Below are 16,879 nucleotides of genomic sequence, written 5' to 3' on the forward strand. Positions count from 1 at the left end.
GTGTTTTGCTATGAACAAAAACAACATTAACTGGGCTGACAACCGCGTTTTTAATCCAGCGCAAGCTAAGCCCTACAACGACGCCCCCCCAATCAGACCATACATAAATAACATGAACCCCGCGAATACGGGCCTTTCACCTGCGGCGATGCCAGAGCCGACACCAAAAGCCCCGAACATGGGGCTCTCCCCGGCTTACCAGGATTCAAACACCCCGAGCATGACCGGTCTCTCCCCGGCTGCCTACCAAGACCCGTCACCGATGGCGATGCCGTATGGTGATATGCCCACGCAACAGGCCCCCACGAGGCAGAATACGACGACACGGGACGACGCCTATGCCACAGACCCATTCTTCAATGTTCAGGGCCCGCCGTCCGTTATGAGCCCCGGCTATATTCCAAATTATTTGAAATCTCAAATCGGCAAACGCGTTCGTGCGGAATTCGTTTTTTCAAGCCTTTATCTTGACAAAACAGGGATTCTCCGCGAAGTCGGCGTCAATTATTTCGTTCTCGAAGATAATGCCACGCACGCCATGATCATGTGCGACCTCTACTCTGCCAGATTCGTCACCTCCGTTTGATATTGATTGCAAAAACCCCCTGAAAGCCTGTTTCAGGGGGTTTTTGTATGTTTTATTTATATTGAATTTAAATTCAACATAAATATATCGGCTCTCTTTGGGGTGATCCAGAGTCGATCTCATCAACAAGCAGTTGGCGTACGTCGTCTTCCCGGCCGAACAGGGCACAGCCGCCGAGATGCTCAGTGGCAAGCAAACCGCCGAGGCCGAGCTTTCGAAACAGCGGGGATGTGAGCGCGTCTTTTAATGGTCGTGCGCGGAGGTTCGTATCTGAAAACGGCGAAAACGGGCACGGCTCGGCGTCCCCTGTCGGGCTGATGTGGAAAAAGCCCCGCCCGGCCGCGAGGCAGCCCCCAAGCGCTTCCTCATCGCCCGGGAAGGCGATGAGAAGCATATCGTCAAACTCGCAGCGCAGTCGATCCTGCCGCGCCAGCAGCACGGCCCTGTCCTCCATGTCCGGCGCTGTGGCCGCCGAGGCGTCCACCGGGACATATTCGACAAAGACGACGACTTTGCAGCCGCTCTCACGCAGTCTTTCAATATATGTCTGATCGGTCACGCGTAAAAGGTTTTCCTTTGTCACAGTGATAGAGGCGCCAAAGAGAATGCCCATTTCCCTAAGGCGTGCCATCGCGACCTCCAGCGCCGCGTGGACGCCGTCGCCACGGCGCGTGTCCGTCTGCTGCGCGTCTCCTTCAAGGCTTAGCATCGGCACGAGATTTCTTTTTTTGTTGAAAAGGCGAACCATAGCCTCGTCAAACAGTGTTCCGTTTGTAAAGACCGGAAAGACGATTTCAGGAAAGCCGGCAGCGGCTTCAATAACGTCCCGCCGCAAAAGCGGCTCACCGCCCGCGAGAAGGATAAACGTCACGCCCAATGCGCGCGCTTCCCCGAATAAGCGCGCCCAGTCGCCGCTGGTGAGCTGCGTGGCGCAGGCACTTTCGCCGACGCTATTGTTCGCGCGTGCGTAACACCCGGCGCAGAACAGATTGCACTGTGACGAGATGCTGGCGATGAGAAAGGGCGGAACGTGCACGCCACCCTCTGATGCAAAAAGGCGCCTATCCGCCGCCTTTTTTGCCTCAGCCATGAACTTTAGTATAAAAGCCGTCTCATTCGGGTTAGAGAGCGCCGAGCGGAGCGCCTGCCGAACGATGATTTCAACGCCTTCGTTTAAGTACGCCGCAAAGTTTTCCATATGCCACCTCTTCGTCTCGGTATCGCCTATTGATGCTATCCTATCATACAAAAGGCAGAATAGAATTAAAATGAGATTAAAATGTCAGCGACGCCGATTTTTGTATTATTATATTAATACAATAGCCATCTTCATGTCAAGAGACGATCACCAAAAACATGTTGAAACGCACAATTTAAAGGCTGCCGATTTGAGACATTTGATGCTTTTAATATATACAATATTGGTATATAATAGCCCTATCATATCCACGAAAGGGGTGCACGTTATGAATAACACAGTATTGTTTGAAGCTTTTGAAAACGGCGTTCTCCGCGTTCCTAACATGACAAAGCCGTTTGCCGACATACCGTGGACAGATCATCCTGCCTATGGCGGCGTTCAGCTGAAGCATCTCATTACATCGAAGGACACGGACGGCAAGTTCAGCTACCATCTCATCCGGATTGCACCGAACATGAGCATCAACGGCCACATGCATCAGACACAGCTCGAGACGCACGAGGTCATCTCAGGCACGGGGGTCTGCGTCAACAACGGGCAGGAGCTCGCCTACGAGACAGGCGTGATGACGATTTTCCAGCCGCAGACACTGCACTCGGTCACCGCAGGCGATGACGGTTTGCAGATTTTCGCCAAATTCATGCCCCCACTCGTTTAAACTCACAACAAAAAATCACAACGCAGGAAAGCACCCGGAAGGGTGCTTTCCTGCACATTCATGAAGCCGGTATGGCTTGGGTTTACTGCGTTATACTTTTAATCCGGTTTCGCTTCTTTGCCCTTTGTTATTGTGCGTAAAAATAAAGAGCGAACCGATTGTGTCAATCAGCTCGCTCTTTAAAATTGCGAAATGTATTATTCTTATGGCAAAAGGTACCTAGGAGGTAAAATCGTTCAATTCCAAAGCCTCAAAATATAATTTGTCCAACTAATAATACGTGCGGGATGAGGCTACGCCATGCGGACGTTGACAGCTCTCATTTTGCGTCTGTCTTTCGGGTCATTCTCCGTATCAAACGTGACCTTCTGTCCCTCTTCAAGCGTTTTGTAGCCTGTGCTGGCAATTGCTGAGAAATGCACGAACACATCGTCTCCGCCATTGTCATTTGCTATGAATCCAAAGCCTTTTTCAGAATTAAACCATTTTACTGTACCACTATTCATTCGGTACCTCCAAAAATTATTCATACCAATAAAACAAAGAACTCACATCAGTTCGTTCATCAACAAAAACTGTGATTTACGAACATGTGAGATCATAGCTGTCATATTGAATACAGGGGTATTATAGCACGATAGTGCAGATCTGTCAATACCCGTATTTTCCCATTTTTCTTGTGATATGATTTGCTTTGCAAGAGCGCGCATGGAATCGTCTCGCGCTCTTGCCGCTGCGACGAGTTCCTACTCCCACTCGCTAAATGAAAACTGCTTGTAACAAGAACGAGGAAATTTTGTATAATGTAAAGATGCAACCTGAAAGGTGGGTCACTTTTGTCCGTTTCCTATGGTTGTTCAGATTCTCAGTCTGCATCAGCCATATTGAATAAAAATCTTTCACAATCCGATCCAATACAATGTCCAGCAATAGTCCATGAAAATGTGTGTATACAGGCGTCAGTCTCAATTATTCCGGTTGTCGCAACTGGGAATGTTGAGTCATTTTGCGTCGGCTCACCGTCTATTGGCGGGTGCATGGGAACGCCGTCACCGACGGATTCATGCAAATTTGCAGTAAGCCAGAATATCTGTGTTCAGATTCCTTTAACGTTTAAAGCGGATGTCTCTGCCATATCGGCAGGCATTGCCTGCGGAACACCGGCATCAGGTAATTGCTCGACTGTCACTGGCTGCACGTATTCATTTGGGTATTTCAGCACGCATCCTGCGTTAACAAACTCATTAATCACCGCCGCAGGCGGGTCAATCATACTTGGTATCGATAACCTAGGTGCAAGCTTTACAGTCACAACGGCAAACTCTGCTGCGGTATTGTCGCTGAATACCCCGTCGCCGCCTGCCCCGTCCCTGCCGCCCTTCGCCAGGCAATATCAAAATCTCTATGCTCAGCTCCTTGCGTCTAATTTAAATGTCATAAACGGAGCAACCTGCGACAATGTTAGCATAGCAATCTCCAATGCCAATACTTTCATCGCAACGTCTCCATCGGGCGTCGGGAAGGCCGGTGCGCCGCTTGTAGCAGCACCGCTGGCTGCATTTAACTTAGGAAATTTATCCGGATGCCCTGAGCATTGCCCATAACAAAAGCCATCCAAATAAATTAAAATTATTCAGTAATTAAATACCAGAAAGGTGTGTTATATTTGTCAAATCCTTGTGGATGTAGTGAAACAGCTTCCGATATCGCTACTGCCGCTGCAGCGCCGAACGAACTGATAGAATGTCCGGCACTGGTCCATGAAACCGTTTGCATTCAGGCTGAAGTTGTCATTACGCCGAATGTCACTGTGGGAGACATTGAATCCTTTTGTGTTGGTGGCCCGGTTATAGGCGCATGCCCCGGGACGCCTTCACCTACTGACTCCTGTACGTTTATTGTCAGCCAGAGTATCTGCGTTCAGGTACCGCTCGCTTTCTCTGCGGAGGCAACAGCCATTCCGACAGGTATTGTTTGTGGAACTCCCGCTACCGGGCCATGCGCAATTTGACATTCTAATCGACAATTTTAACGGCTCTCCACAGAAATGGAGAGCCGTTTTCAGTTCTTATTTTAGAGCCAAAATTGAATTATAAGCAAAAACGCCGCCTATAATAACCGAGTATTTGCAATGGTTCCCGTGGTTCAATTATTCACTCCCATTCTATCGTCGCGGGGGGTTTTCCGGTGATGTCGTAGACGACGCGGGAGACGCCGCGGACTTCGTTGACGATGCGGGTTGCCGTACGGGTGAGAAGGTTATAGGAGATCGGGACAACCTGGCATGTCATAAAATCGGTCGTCTTGACGGCGCGGAGCGCGACCGTCCACCCGTGGGTGCGGAAATCGCCCATGACGCCGACGGAGCGCGTGTCCGTTAAGACGGCAAAATACTGATCCGACTTGACGCGGGAACGCTTCATTTCCTGACGGAAAATGGCGTCGGCCTCTCGCAGCATGTCGAGCTTTTCCTTCGTGATATCCCCGATGACACGGACGGCAAGGCCCGGCCCGGGGAACGGCTGGCGCTCGACAAGCGCCTTCGGCAGGCCGAGCTGGCGGCCTAAGGCGCGCACCTCGTCTTTAAACAGGCCGCGCAGCGGCTCGACAAGCTCTGTAAACGACATATCCTTCGGCAAGCCGCCCACGTTGTGATGGCTTTTGATGACGGCGGCGTTGACGCCCGATTCGATCACGTCCGGGTAAATCGTCCCCTGCGCGAGAAAGCGGATCTTACCGAGTTTTTTCGCCTCATCCTCAAAAACGCGGACAAATTCGGTGCCGATGATCTTGCGCTTTTGCTCCGGGTCGTCGACGCCTTTTAAGAGCTTTAAAAACCGCTCTTCAGCGTTGACGCGGATAAAATGGAGGTCGCGGCCGCGAAAGGCCGCCTCAACCTCATCGCCCTCGTCTTTACGCAAGAGGCCGTGGTCGACAAAGATGCAGTGGAGCCGCCCCGGGATGGCCTTAGCCAAGAGCGCGGCGCACACGGAGGAGTCCACACCGCCGGAGAGGCCGAGGATGACATGCTCCTCGCCGACCTGTTCGCGGATTTCGCCGATCATGCGCGTCTCGTAATCATGAATATTGTAGTCTCCGGCGGCATTACAGACCTCAAAAAGAAAATTGCGGATCATCTGCGTGCCGTTCGGTGTGTTTTCAACCTCGGGATGAAACTGCGTGCCGTAAAGGTGCCGTTTGTCGTCGGCAACGGCGGCATTCCGGCAGGCCGCGGTGGCGGCTATGGCCGTGAATCCCGGCGGCAGCATATCCACCTGGTCGGTATGGCTCATGAGCCCGATTTGATTTTTATCAAGGCCTCGAAAAAGCGGCGATACGGGATCCACCGTCATCTTCGTGCGCCCGTATTCACTGACGGTGCACGGCTTAACCGCGCCCCCTGTCGAATGCACAAGCAGCTGAAGGCCATAGCAGATGCCGAGAACCGGGATGGCAAGGTCAAACAGTGCGGGGTCGCACCGGGGTGCATTATCACAATAGACGCTGTCCGGGCCGCCGGTGAGGATAATACCGATTGGATTGAGCGCCTTAATATCGCCAAGCGGCATGTTGCCGGGCTTGATGACGGAACAGACGCTGCACTCGCGGACGCGCCGTGCGATAAGCTCCTTATACTGCCCGCCGAAATCCAATACAATGACAAGCTGATTGTCCATAATATCCTCCCGATCTTGACCCATTGCCGGAATAGTTTATTTATGTTAACACGAAGGCAAAGCCGTGTCAAGCAAGCGGAACCTTTCGGCGCATTTTATGCTTGTTTTCGGAAAATGGCTCAACAAACATTATAAAATACCGAAATATATACTAAAAGTAAGGGCCAAAAAGGGGGTGAACCTGATGGACGGGATTCCTTCCGGGCTGACGTCGGTTACGCCGATTCTGCCGGACAGCAGCACCATTGCGGAAAAAGGCATTATTAAGGGTCCACCCGTCGAGATCATGCCCCTGCCCGACAACAATTTTCAGTCCGACACCGCGACGTCGGAGTTTCTGAACAATCCATATACGCTCAGTCTTCAAATCAAAGGCTATGACCAGAAAGCGGCCGACAGGCAAGCACCGCCACGGCGGCAGAACGCACCAAACAGCGGGCAAAACAGCGCGCCACTGCCTGGCGACGCATATTCGCTCAGCTTGGGCGGCGACGAGGCACCCCTACCCGCTGAAACGCTGCGGGAACTGGCGCGGATCAGAAATTATGAGCAGTTGGGAAAAACAGGCGGACGGCAGATCTCAAAGCCCGTCAACCAGGCAGGCACTGCTGAATCAGCTGTCATCCCCGACACGGCCGATGAAGCACAGACCTTTTTGCAGGAAAAGGTTCAAGCGCTGCTCTCGCGGTTCGGCGTCCTTCGTGAAGAATCGTTTATGCAGGAGGCTCCTTTGGGCGCTTTTTCCAGCACGTCTGTCCCTCAGCCGCCACCGAACAGCGCCGATTCCGCACAGGGCCCCGGCGTGCGCCAGCCTGCTGTGATACAGGAGGATGAGACTGCGGGGCAAAGCCGTGCTTTGTTGGTCAGCCTCTCCAAATCCGACTACGAGCTTATTCTGACTTTGGAGCCGGAACTGCGCGAAGCGCTGATGACAATGCTTCGGGAAGATACCGTTCCCATCATGAAAGCGCCAGATAACGGCGGTGCTGCAGCTCTCGGCAAAACGGTGACGCCGATGACCGTCCGTCCTGACGCGACGGGCGATGAGACGCCGATGACTGTTCGTCCTGACGCGACGGGCGGTGAGACGATGTTACAGCCTGAAAACGACTTCAGGCCATATATTGAACCAAGATTCAATGAACGCATTTTAACAGGCAAGCCACCTGCCGACCTTGTTCGCCCGGCAGTTAATGGGCCGGAAAGCGGCTTTTCTGATGATGTGACACGTCTGGCCTCAACGCTGCTGACTGCGGCACATGCGACGGGTGATGTGCCTGCCGCCGCTTCCGGGGCGCTGTCAAACCTCAGAAAAATTACGGAGCTGCCATATGCGCTTTACATTTTTGGGCCGGCGCCCGATGAAAAGCGTTTTGACGACGATGCGGCGGATCCGCCCAAACCGGCACCGTCAAAACGCGCCGCCGCTGGGCCTTCTGATTTTCTCACGCTAGCCGAAGCTGTTAAAATGGCAGCCGTTTTGCACAACATCTATCACAGCGGCAGCGGGGCCTTCCCGCAGACGTCGCCGTGGTACACCCCGTATTTCCAATATGCCGTCAAACACGGTATCGTTTCACGCGGTGCCTTTGACGATGTTTTGGCATACGCAACGCGCGCGGACGCGGCGTTTATTTTCTCCCGCTGCGTACCGCAGGCCGAATTCCCTGTCATCAATCATATCGCAAATATCCCGGATGTTGAAGAAACTACACCCTCCGGTGAAAGCATCTACCGGCTGGCGCGGGCCGGCGTTCTGCTACTTCCCCCCGGCCGCTATGATCCGATGGGACTCATCACAAAAGCGGAGGCCGCAGCGCTCATCGGCCGGATTGCAACCCCGGAGGACAGAAAAAGGCTTTAATCAACGTAAAATAATAAAAAAAGATTCTTCGGGGCTTCAAGCCCCTCGGCATGACACCACTGTCATGCCGAGCCATACGGCGAAGAATCTTTTTACTTGTGAACACTACATCTTTTCCGGTGCCGTGACACCGAGGATTGACAGGCTGTTGCGAATAACGGTTTGCGCCAATTCGGCCAGCTTGAGCCGCGCTGCGAGCATGTCTGGTGCTTCACCCTTGATACGGCAGGCATTGTAAAACCGGTGGAACCGGGCGGCCAGCTCGATGACATAGCGGTTGATGCGGGAGGGGTCGTAATCTCTGGCGGCGAGCTTCACTTCCTCCGGCAGCAGCGAAAGCTGCTTGACAAGCTCGCGCTCCGTCTCGTGGGATAATAAAGCGCCATCGATCTGTGCCATGGGCAAAACATCGTGCCCTTCCCCTTTCAGCGCAGCTAAAAGGCTGGCGATGCGGGCATGCGCGTACTGGACATAGTAGACGGGGTTCTCGCTGTCCTGCCGGACGGCGAGACCAAGGTCGAATTCCAGATGCGTATCCGGCTTGGCATTGAAGAAAAAGCGGCAAGCGTCAACAGAAATTTCGTCGAGGAGGTCATTTAATGTCAGCGCCTTCCCCGTTCGCTTCGAAACCTTGACGGTCTCCCCGTCCCGGACGAGGCGCACCATTTGCATAATAACGAAATCGAGCCTGTCCGGGTTGATACCAAGCGCCGGAGACGTCATCGTCGATTTGAAGCGGATGGCGTGGCCGTGATGGTCGGCCCCCCAAACGTCAATGACGCGGTCAAAGGCACGCTCGACGAATTTGTTACGGTGATAAGCGATATCGACGGCATAATATGTGTAAAAGCCGTTGGCGCGGCGCAGCACCTCATCCTTATCGGCACCGAGCTCTATGTTTTTAAGCCAGAGGGCGCCGTCTTTCTCATACGTATAGCCGTTCGTTTCAAGCAATGCGACCGTCTCGGCGACGTAGCCGCTTTCATGGAGTGTGCTTTCAAGAAACCATGTGTCAAAGCGAATTCGATAGCGCTCCAGATGCTGCTTCATCAGCGCGATGTTATGCGGCAGGGCAAAGGCGACGAAGGCGCGGCTGCGGGCGTCCTGCTCCCAGGCGGCGTATTTGTCACCGTCACGCTCAAATAAAAGCGCTGCCAGCGCTCGGATATCGTCGCCATGATAGCCATTTTCCGGGAACGCGTAATTGTCTTCGCCAAGGCACAGCTGCATATAGCGCGCCTCAATCGACCGGCCAAACAGCTCGACCTGGTTGCCCGCGTCATTGACGTAAAACTCGCGCGAGACACTGTAGCCCGCCATATCGAGGACGGCGGCAAGTGTATCCCCCAAAACGCCGCCGCGGGCGTTGCCGATTGTCATCGGCCCCGTTGGGTTGGCAGAGACAAACTCAACCATGACGCGCTGGCCCTTACCGATATCACACCGGCCAAAGTTCTGCCCCTCTGCCTCGACGGCGCATAAGACATCCCTGTACCAATTGTCGGACAGATAGAAGTTGATAAAGCCCGGCCCGGCAATCTCACACCGGGAAAAATAGCTGTCATTTAAAACGAGACAAGCGGCAAGCGCTTCCGCGATTTTGCGCGGCGGCATTTTAAGCGCGCGCGCAGCTGCCATGGCGTGCGTCGCGGCATAGTCGCCATGAGATGTCTCCCGCGGAATTTCAACGCCGCCCGTCAAGTCAAAGCCATCGGGTAAGAGCTTGTCCGAAACCGCTTTGTCATAAGCGGCGCGCAAAAGCGCGTCAATTTGAAATTTTGCGATGTCAATGAAATTTGCCATGTCGTACCTCAGCTATTTGACGTTGATTTTGAAGGAATTTCGGCTCATAACAACGTTATCCACGTCAATTGAATAATGGATTTCAAGGTCACCGCCGTTTTCGCCGAGACTTTGTGTAATGCTTTTCGTATCGATGCCCATCATCAGAGAGCCATACGGTGTTTCATAGACGAAATGGTGCTTGCGGCCTTCGGAGAAAATCATTTCACCGTTGAGCCCCCCGGCCCGTGTCAGCACCACACGCTCCGGCTCGACGACGAACGACGTTTTTTGCCCGGCGTATCCGGTCAGTTCGCTTTCCATATAACAAAACTCAATCACGCCGTCATTGACGGCGTATTCCCCGTCGGTCTCGAGCTCAAAGCTCTCCTCGTCCGTGTATTGCGTTGATTGAAAACCCTTGATCGAGATGAGAACATTTTTCATATGTTTTATTCCATTCGCATATCCAAAGAAGCCGCCATGGTTCACGCCCATCGCCCTGCCGGCGGGCGGCCCGGTTACGACGCCGCCGGAGCGGTGAACCCTTCCCCAAAAACGTCCATACTATGATATGCTATAATAATTAATAAAACAAGTCAAAAATAAAGATAAGTGTGGAATTTTTAAAACGATTTTGCTATACTATAAAGACTGAAAAAACATGAGAGCTGGGAGGGCCAAAATGAAAATCGAACTGACAGAAATTGAATTACGGCGTCTTCTGGATTTGGTTTATATCGGTAACTGGATTTTGAATTCAACACGCGGCACCGACCGCTTTGAAGATTACGACCACGTTGAGAGCCTCATTTTCTCTCAGTGTGCCAAAGCCGGTATGAAGGCGCTTTATGATACCCGCGAGGGGCGCGTTGTGCCGTCTGCCGCATTTGAAAACGGCGGGATTCACGAGGCAATTGCCGATTACGAGGACACCGTCTTTTTTGAGATTCTGGCTGAAGAACTGGCCAGGCGCGATATGGATTTCGAACCGATCGGTCCCGATAATTTCAGTGAGCTGACAAGCCGGATCGACGAATATATTGAAGAGTTCGAACAAAATGGCATGGATAATATTTCGTTAAATCGATAGGACCTGATGGTTCAAGAAGCGAACGGTATTGCCGTTTCGCTTCTTTTTTTGTCGAATTATTTACAATTTAAATACAATAGTTTACAAATTAGTTTCACTCAATTATAATGGATATTAAGAAAATATTTCCATTATATGGAGGTTGTGATGAAAATGCGAAGGCTTCTCACCCTATTAGCCGCCCTGCTGCTAGCCGTCTGGTCGGCACCGACCGCGGCGGCTGCCGGTTCCGTCCAGGTCTGTCTCCGCATTGAGGGTGCTGCAAAAAACCTGTATAACAATAGCGCTCTGACCGTATCTTCCATAACACCGACAGTCGCCGATATCCTCGACAGCCTTGCCGGGGCCGATGATGCACCCGCCGTCACACTTGCCGGGGAGGTCGGCGCGCGGCGGGTATGCGCTGTCAACGACCTATCTGAAAACAGCCTTCAAAGCCCTTTTCAGGATGTCTGGACGGTGCGTCTCAACGGGCAAAACATCACGTCCGGGCTTGACGCAACGCCGGTGCATACAGGGGACGACCTTGTCGTTTTTTACGGCGATATATCGCTGATGCAATACCCCATCATTGATTTAAGCCGCATGCTGACGGATGGCATTGTCCGCTTTACAAGCTCTGACGGCCAGCAGCCCGCATCCGGAAATGCCATGCCCGGCAGCCCAATTACCGGCGCGACGGTGACGTGGGACGGCATGACATATGTAACGGACCCAAACGGCGAAATAATCATTGATTCGACAGGCGCGGGCGTCCGCCACTTTGTTCAAATTGAGCGGTATTACGCCAACGGGCTGCCAACGGTTCTGCGCCTGCCGCCCGATGACGTCATTCAATACGGCTTTCGGGACGTTAGCACGTCCGCCTGGTATTATAACGATGTGATGTCTATCGCCGAACGCCATTTAATGAGCGGCATCTCCCTAGACGCCTTCGGCCCGGATACACCGCTCAGCCGGGCGATGTTCGTCACAATTCTCGGGCGGCTGGCGGGAGCCGATGTCGACCAGACGGCGGAGACAGGCTTTTCCGACGTTACCGCAGACGGCTGGTCAGCCGGTTATATCGCTTGGGCCGCATCGGAAGGCCTCGTCAGCGGCGGGAGTGACGGCACCTTCCGCCCTGCCGACGCCATCACACGCGAGCAGATTGCCGTCTTGCTCTACCGTTTTGGGGGGCTACTCGGCTATAACTTAGACACGCCCGATAAAGTCACGGCGGATTATACCGATATAAGCAGTGTATCGCCTTATGCCGTCCAAGCGGTTACGTGGGCGGTAAACAAGGGCATTCTCGGCGGCTCCGGCTGGCGATTAAATCCGAAAAGCAGCGCAACGCGCGCTGAGACAGCCGCTGTTTTACACCGATTCCTTCAGCTTTATGAATCCTGAGATACCGGAGGTATCCCCATGCCAAACATGACAGTCAAAATAAAAAAACTCTGCCCGGCTGCTATCGCGCCAACGTATGCAACGGCCTCTTCGGCCGGTGCCGACTTGTACGCCTGCCTTGAGACGGACGTCACCATCGTGCCCGGTGAAACAGCAATGATTCCAACAGGGCTCTCACTTGAGTTGCCCCCGTCTCACGCCGGGCTCGTTTTTGCCAGAAGCGGTCTCGCCACAAAAAAGGGGCTCGCCCCCGCCAACAAGGTCGGCGTCATTGACAGCGATTACCGCGGCGAGGTGCTTGTAGCGCTTTTTAATCACGGCAGAGGGCCTGTCACGATCACACCGGGCGAGCGTGTTGCCCAGCTCGTTGTGACGCCTGTTTTGACGTGTGATTTTATCGAAACAGACACTTTGGACGCGACGGCGCGTGGCACAGGCGGCTTCGGTTCGACCGGCCAAACCTGAAATTCGCAAAAAATTTATAAAATTATACTCTCCTCCTAAAGATATCAGGAATAAATACGATAGATTTAGTAGAGTTAATCCAAAGGAGGAGAAAGTATGACCTGGAAAGACAGCTTCGCGCTCGGCATTCCGGCAATCGACAAACAGCACAAGGATCTTTGCGATCAGGTGGACAAACTGTCTGACGCGTGTTCTCACGGCAAAGGTGCCGAAGAGGTTAAAAAAGTTCTTGATTTTCTCGCAAGCTACACTGTCAAGCATTTTGCCGACGAGGAGGCCTTTCAGCTGAAGATCAAGTATCCGAACTTTCAGCAGCACAAAGCAAAACACACCGAATTTCTTAATCAGGTGACGAAGCTTAAAAAAGAAGCTTTGGAAGGCGGCGTCAATATCAGCATGGTCATCAAAATCAACCGGATTATCACTGAGTGGCTCGTCGATCACATCAAGGCAACCGACAGCGACCTGAAAAACTACGTGTAACCGACAGATACAAAAATAATGGCCGGGGATGTCGACAATATCGGCATCCTCGGCTATAATACTTTTATGATCTGAGGCGGGCCGTCTTACCACCCGCTTGAAAGGAGCCCTGACAAATGGACCTTTTTGACGAAATCCGGCTACAATCGGAAAATTTGGCGTGGGCGCTTTGTGAAGCAGCACATCTCCAGCCGGGACAGCTCGTTGTCGTCGGCTGCTCGTCGAGCGAGATTGCCGGCGCGCGAGTTGGGAGTCTGTCAAATCCCGAGATTGGTAAAGCTGTCTTCGAGGGAATCTACAACGTCCTGCGTCAGAAGGGTCTTCATCTTGCCGCACAGTGCTGTGAGCATCTCAACAGGGCGCTCATCCTAGAGCGCGCAGCGGCGGTCGGCTGCGCGCTTGTCAACGTCGTTCCGCAGCCAAAGGCGGGCGGGTCGTTTGCTACAGCCGCATACCGGGGTTTGACGGACCCTGTCGCCATTGAAGAAATCCGTGCCGACGCCGGGCTCGACATTGGGGGCACGCTGATTGGCATGCATTTAAAGCGCGTAGCCGTCCCTCTGCGGCTTTCAATAACGCATATCGGTCAGGCACCTGTCAACGCCGCCAGGACGCGGCCAAAATTTATCGGCGGGGCAAGGGCCGTCTATGACGAGCGCCTTTTTTAAAAAGATCGCTACTCTGTATATAATAAATTCCGGCCTTTTCTAGGCCGGAATTTATTATACCTCTCGGATATAACGTGTATTGAATTAGCATTCAATACAAATTTTTCATTGTGCCGCCCTTCTTACATCAACCTTGTTACGTCAAAATCAGAAAGTAAACGAGCACGGCGATGCCGAGCGCAATCCTGTACCAGCCGAAAACCTTGAAGTCATGCTTTTTAACGTAGTTCATCAGGAATTTTATCGATATCATTGAAACAATAAATGCGGCAAGCATACCGATAATCAGCACGGCGGCCTCAAGTCCGGTGAAATTCAGCCCGAATTTAAAGAGCTTTATGAAGCTCGCGCCGAACATGATCGGAATTGAGAGCACGAACGTGAATTCCGCGGCCACCGTCCTCGACGTGCCGAGCAGGATTGCACCGATAATCGTGGCACCGGAGCGCGACGTGCCGGGAATGAGCGACAGGAGCTGGAACAACCCGATGAACAGAGCGGTTTTATATGTAAGCTGCGGCAACGCCTTGATCTTGGCGATTTTATCCCTATTGCGGTTTTCGATGACGATGAACAGAATGCCGTAAAATATGAGCGCCGCGGCGATGGTAATGGCTGACGAGACGGCGTTGTGGTAAAACAGCTCTTCAATCTTGTCGTTGAACGGGATGCCGACGATGGCGGCCGGAAGACCGGCAATAATGATTTTCCCCCAGAGCGACCAGGATTCGCGCTTTTCATCGGGCTTCATCGATGGCCTGAACGGAAAGATTTTATTCCAGAATAAAAAGACAACGGCCAGAATTGCGCCAAGCTGGATAACGACGAGGAACATGTCGCTGAAGGCCTGCGCCTGGGCCGGATTATCTGAAACATTGAGTTTCAGGAATTCATCCAGCAGCAGCAGGTGACCCGTGCTGCTGATCGGGAGCCACTCCGTGACGCCCTCGACGATGCCAAGTATGATGGATTTGATGATCTCAAGAAAGCCCGATACTAAAATCATGGTAATTCTCCTGTTCAGATGTCGGCATATTTCTTCCCTATGTTACCACCAACCGGCAGACCTGTACAGGGCAATAATGCGTCGAAATTGTAAAAATTCTGCCGTCAAAGGCCTGTGAAACGCAAAAAAAGATTCTTCGGGGCAAAGCCCCTCAGAATGACATATCCTGTCATTCCAAGCCGCGAGGCGAAGAATCTTTTTAATCGTGCAAACAGGTTGGTTTACAGCTGTTTCAGCGCATTGATTTTGACGCCGGGGCCCATCGTGGAAGCCGTGACGCAGCTTCTGATGTACTGGCCTTTGGCGGCTGAAGGTTTGGCCTTGATGACTGCGGAAATCAGCGCCGTATAGTTATCAACAAGCTTTTCAACGCCGAAGGAGACCTTGCCGATCGGGCAGTGAATAATGTTCGTCTTGTCGAGGCGGTACTCGATCTTACCGGCTTTAATTTCCTGAATCGCCTGAGCGAGGTTCGGCGTAACCGTACCGGCTTTCGGCGTCGGCATGAGGCCCTTCGGGCCGAGCACTTTACCAAGTCGGCCGACGACACCCATCATATCGGGCGTGGCGACGACAACGTCGTAATCGAAAAAGTTCTCTTTCTGGATGCGGTCAACCATGTCCTGTGCGCCGACGTAATCGGCACCGGCATCAAGCGCTTCCTGCTGGCGCTCTTCTTTACAAAAGACAAGCACCTTGCGGGTTTTGCCGGTTCCGTGCGGGAGGACGATGGCGCCTCTCACCTGCTGGTCAGCGTGGCGGGAGTCGACACCGAGCTTGATGTGAAGCTCAACCGTCTCGTCAAACTTGGCCTTGGCGGCCTTGATGACAAGGTCAAAAGCGTCTGCCGCTTCATACTGCTGTGTTCTGTCAACGAGCTTAACGCTCTCTTTATAATTTTTTCCTCTAAACATGACTTAGCCCTCCAAAACGACGATGCCCATGCTGCGGGCCGTACCGGCAACCATGCTCATGGCGGCCTCAATGCTCGCGGCGTTTAAGTCGGGCATTTTCATTTCGGCGATCTTGCGGACCTCGTCCTTGGAGATCTTCGCGACCTTGTCACGCTGGGGAACGCCGGAGCCTTTTTCAATCCCGCAGGCCTTCTTTAAAAGGTCGGGGACAGGGGGTGTTTTTGTGATAAAGGAAAAGCTTCTGTCGGAATAGACGGTGATGACGACAGGGATCGTCATGCCGAGGTCATTTTTTGTCCGTTCGTTGAATTCCTTTGTAAACAAGCCGATGTTGACGCCGTGCTGACCGAGCGCCGGGCCAACCGGGGGGGCCGGCGTCGCTTTGCCGGCAGGGATCTGAAGTTTAACGAATCCTGTAACTTTTAGTGCCACTGTGTGTGCACCTCCTAATTAAGATGTGGTGATACGCGCCTACAGATCGCGCACCTTGGCGGAGCAGTGCTCCTCCCACTTGCCGGGCGCAGCCGGCAAAAACGGTTTCCCGAAAATGTCTCGTTTGATTGCTGGATTATTTGACGGCCTCGACCTGGTCGAAATCCAAGTCAACAGGTGTTTCGCGCCCGAACATGGAAACGATGACGCGAACGCGGGACTTGTCCGTCTCGATTTCCTCAACGGTACCAAGAAAGCCCAACAGCGGGCCGTCGGTGACCTTGACGGTGTTGCCGACCTCATAGCCGACGATGATCTCATGCTTTTCGATGCCGAGAGAAGAAATCTCCTCCTCCGTCAGCGGAACTGCCTTATTGGCAGAGCCGACGAAACCGGTCACGCCGCGTACATTGCGCACGAGATGCCAGCTCTCATCCGTCATGATCATCTTAATGAGGACATAACCCGGAAAAGTCTTGCGCTCCACTGTTTTCGCTTGGGAGTCATGAATTTCCGTGACGGTCTCCATCGGGATTTTGACCTCGAGGATCAGATCCTGCATTTTTCTGTTTTCAGCGGCCTTCTCAATTGTCGCGGCAACGGCATTTTCATAACCGGAGTAAGTGTGGACAACATACCACTTTGCTTCCTCTGACAT

Annotated in this window: 18 protein-coding genes; 9 read left to right on the plus strand and 9 right to left on the minus strand. The window is 52.8% G+C overall.

Annotated features, from left to right (window positions below; translation table 11 throughout):
* Positions 1-10 precede the first annotated feature (10 nt).
* Entirely contained in the window at positions 11-586 is a 576-nt protein-coding gene (locus IZU99_08850; GenBank protein ID UOO37357.1) for a hypothetical protein, read from the plus strand.
* 73 nt (positions 587-659) lie between these two features.
* On the opposite strand, the gene IZU99_08855 is transcribed toward IZU99_08850, so the two are convergent.
* Positions 660-1,784, minus strand: coding sequence for a radical SAM protein (locus tag IZU99_08855; GenBank protein ID UOO37358.1), 1,125 nt, complete (start codon positions 1,782-1,784; stop codon positions 660-662).
* A gap of 268 nt (positions 1,785-2,052) precedes the next feature.
* Here IZU99_08855 and IZU99_08860 point away from each other — a divergent pair, with 268 nt between their 5' ends.
* Entirely contained in the window at positions 2,053-2,445 is a 393-nt protein-coding gene (locus tag IZU99_08860) for a cupin (protein ID UOO37359.1), read from the plus strand.
* A gap of 293 nt (positions 2,446-2,738) precedes the next feature.
* On the opposite strand, the gene IZU99_08865 is transcribed toward IZU99_08860, so the two are convergent.
* The gene (locus IZU99_08865; protein ID UOO37360.1) at positions 2,739-2,951 is read right to left on the minus strand and encodes a cold-shock protein; all 213 of its coding nucleotides are present in this window, start codon (positions 2,949-2,951) and stop codon (positions 2,739-2,741) included.
* A gap of 531 nt (positions 2,952-3,482) precedes the next feature.
* Between IZU99_08865 and IZU99_08870 the strand changes: the two genes are divergently transcribed.
* Positions 3,483-4,049 (plus strand): hypothetical protein, encoded by a 567-nt coding sequence (locus tag IZU99_08870; protein ID UOO37361.1) that lies wholly within the window; start codon positions 3,483-3,485, stop codon positions 4,047-4,049.
* A gap of 549 nt (positions 4,050-4,598) precedes the next feature.
* Here IZU99_08870 and guaA read toward each other — a convergent pair.
* Complete coding sequence (gene guaA, locus IZU99_08875) at positions 4,599-6,122, minus strand: glutamine-hydrolyzing GMP synthase (GenBank protein UOO37362.1); 1,524 nt, start codon at positions 6,120-6,122, stop codon at positions 4,599-4,601.
* A gap of 184 nt (positions 6,123-6,306) precedes the next feature.
* On the opposite strand from guaA, the gene IZU99_08880 reads away from it, so the two are divergent.
* A complete protein-coding gene (locus IZU99_08880) occupies positions 6,307-7,986 on the plus strand; it encodes a hypothetical protein (GenBank protein ID UOO37363.1) in 1,680 nt (559 codons plus the stop codon).
* Positions 7,987-8,091: 105 nt separating this feature from the next.
* Here the strand turns inward: IZU99_08880 and IZU99_08885 are convergent, their stop codons facing one another.
* Together IZU99_08885 and IZU99_08890 are read right to left on the minus strand one after the other, a co-directional pair.
* Complete coding sequence (locus IZU99_08885; protein ID UOO37364.1) at positions 8,092-9,789, minus strand: arginine--tRNA ligase; 1,698 nt, start codon at positions 9,787-9,789, stop codon at positions 8,092-8,094.
* A 12-nt stretch (positions 9,790-9,801) separates the two neighbouring features.
* Entirely contained in the window at positions 9,802-10,215 is a 414-nt protein-coding gene (locus tag IZU99_08890) for a DUF1934 domain-containing protein (protein UOO37365.1), read from the minus strand.
* Positions 10,216-10,453: 238 nt separating this feature from the next.
* Here IZU99_08890 and IZU99_08895 point away from each other — a divergent pair, with 238 nt between their 5' ends.
* The 5 genes from IZU99_08895 (at position 10,454) to IZU99_08915 (ending at position 13,869) form a co-directional block, all read left to right on the plus strand.
* The gene (locus IZU99_08895) at positions 10,454-10,861 is read left to right on the plus strand and encodes a hypothetical protein (protein ID UOO37366.1); all 408 of its coding nucleotides are present in this window, start codon (positions 10,454-10,456) and stop codon (positions 10,859-10,861) included.
* A gap of 147 nt (positions 10,862-11,008) precedes the next feature.
* On the plus strand, positions 11,009-12,253 hold the full coding sequence (locus tag IZU99_08900; protein ID UOO37367.1) for an S-layer homology domain-containing protein: 1,245 nt from the start codon (positions 11,009-11,011) through the stop codon (positions 12,251-12,253).
* A gap of 27 nt (positions 12,254-12,280) precedes the next feature.
* Positions 12,281-12,718 (plus strand): dUTP diphosphatase, encoded by a 438-nt coding sequence (dut, locus tag IZU99_08905; GenBank protein ID UOO38801.1) that lies wholly within the window; start codon positions 12,281-12,283, stop codon positions 12,716-12,718.
* A gap of 96 nt (positions 12,719-12,814) precedes the next feature.
* Positions 12,815-13,201 (plus strand): hemerythrin family protein, encoded by a 387-nt coding sequence (locus IZU99_08910; protein ID UOO37368.1) that lies wholly within the window; start codon positions 12,815-12,817, stop codon positions 13,199-13,201.
* Positions 13,202-13,317: 116 nt separating this feature from the next.
* Positions 13,318-13,869 (plus strand): TIGR01440 family protein, encoded by a 552-nt coding sequence (locus tag IZU99_08915; protein UOO37369.1) that lies wholly within the window; start codon positions 13,318-13,320, stop codon positions 13,867-13,869.
* A gap of 136 nt (positions 13,870-14,005) precedes the next feature.
* On the opposite strand, the gene IZU99_08920 is transcribed toward IZU99_08915, so the two are convergent.
* The 4 genes from IZU99_08920 to nusG all read right to left on the minus strand — a co-directional run bounded on the left by IZU99_08920 (position 14,006) and on the right by nusG (position 16,879).
* Complete coding sequence (locus IZU99_08920; GenBank protein ID UOO37370.1) at positions 14,006-14,875, minus strand: undecaprenyl-diphosphate phosphatase; 870 nt, start codon at positions 14,873-14,875, stop codon at positions 14,006-14,008.
* A 221-nt stretch (positions 14,876-15,096) separates the two neighbouring features.
* Entirely contained in the window at positions 15,097-15,789 is a 693-nt protein-coding gene (rplA, locus tag IZU99_08925) for a 50S ribosomal protein L1 (protein ID UOO37371.1), read from the minus strand.
* Positions 15,790-15,792: 3 nt separating this feature from the next.
* Positions 15,793-16,221 (minus strand): 50S ribosomal protein L11, encoded by a 429-nt coding sequence (gene rplK, locus IZU99_08930; GenBank protein ID UOO37372.1) that lies wholly within the window; start codon positions 16,219-16,221, stop codon positions 15,793-15,795.
* A 136-nt stretch (positions 16,222-16,357) separates the two neighbouring features.
* The gene (nusG, locus tag IZU99_08935) at positions 16,358-16,879 is read right to left on the minus strand and encodes a transcription termination/antitermination factor NusG (GenBank protein ID UOO37373.1); all 522 of its coding nucleotides are present in this window, start codon (positions 16,877-16,879) and stop codon (positions 16,358-16,360) included.

The sequence above is a fragment of the Oscillospiraceae bacterium CM genome, from assembly GCA_022870705.1.
In the GTDB taxonomy this organism is placed as follows: Bacteria; Bacillota; Clostridia; order Oscillospirales; family Oscillospiraceae; genus Sporobacter.